At 41.3% G+C, this 938-nt stretch carries 1 protein-coding gene; it reads left to right on the top strand.

Translation table 11 applies throughout. The annotated features are described in order from the left end of the window. Nucleotides 1–938 (top strand): GH92 family glycosyl hydrolase (locus HMPREF9441_RS16985; RefSeq protein WP_008623327.1); only part of this gene is annotated, 938 nt, incomplete at both ends.

Genomic DNA, 938 nt, shown 5'->3' with positions numbered 1-938 from the left:
CAATATTATTACAGGTTATCGTTATAGTACTGGCTGGGCTGAAAACCAAAAAGTGTTCTTTGCTATTCAGTTCTCTAAACCGATAAAGGATATTACCTATCAAAAGCATAAAGAAGATGTTACTTCAGGGCAAATCTTCTTTGATAATACTGATGAGAAGTTAGAGCTAAAAGTGGCTGTATCATCAGTGAGTGAGGACGGAGCACTTGATAACTTAGAGTACTATGACGAACTTAACTTCGATAAGACCAAAGAGGCTGCGCAACAACAATGGGAGAAGACCCTTAGTAGCATAGTAGTAGAAACACCAGTAGATTCGCTCAAAACGATATTCTATACGGCTCTTTATCACGCACAAGTAGCCCCTGTTACTTTCTCTGATAAGAATGGATGGTTTAGATTACAAAATGATGAGACAGTCCGTACAGAGGGCACTGCCTATTCTACCTTATCTCTTTGGGATACTTTCCGTGCAGAGCATCCACTGCTTACGCTTTTGCAGCCCAAAGTTACAGCTGATATTATCAACTCGATGTTGGCGTACTATCAGGTGCATAAAGTATTACCTGTTTGGACGCTTTATGGCAACGAAACCAATACAATGACAGGTTACCATTCTGTTGCGGTAATTGCAGAAGCCTATCTAAAGGGCATACGTGGCTTTGATGCTGAAAAGGCATATGAGGCAATGAAGACCACTATGATGCAAGATGACCGTGGACTTAAAGCCTACAAGAAATACGGTTATATTCCCTATAATGCAGGCGTAGACGAGTCAGTTACTATTACCCTTGAATATGCTTATGACGATTGGTGTGTAGCACAAATGGCTAAGGCATTGGGCAAGACAGAAGACGCTGATTTCTTCTTGAAGCGTTCAGAAGCCTACACACACCTATTCGATAAAGAAACAGGCTTTATGCGTGGAAAAAGCACCG

This window comes from Paraprevotella clara YIT 11840, assembly GCF_000233955.1.
Lineage (GTDB): Bacteria > Bacteroidota > Bacteroidia > Bacteroidales > Bacteroidaceae > Paraprevotella > Paraprevotella clara.
The sequence above is the reverse complement of the archived record's forward strand: the minus strand, read 5'-3'. Positions and strand labels throughout refer to the sequence as shown.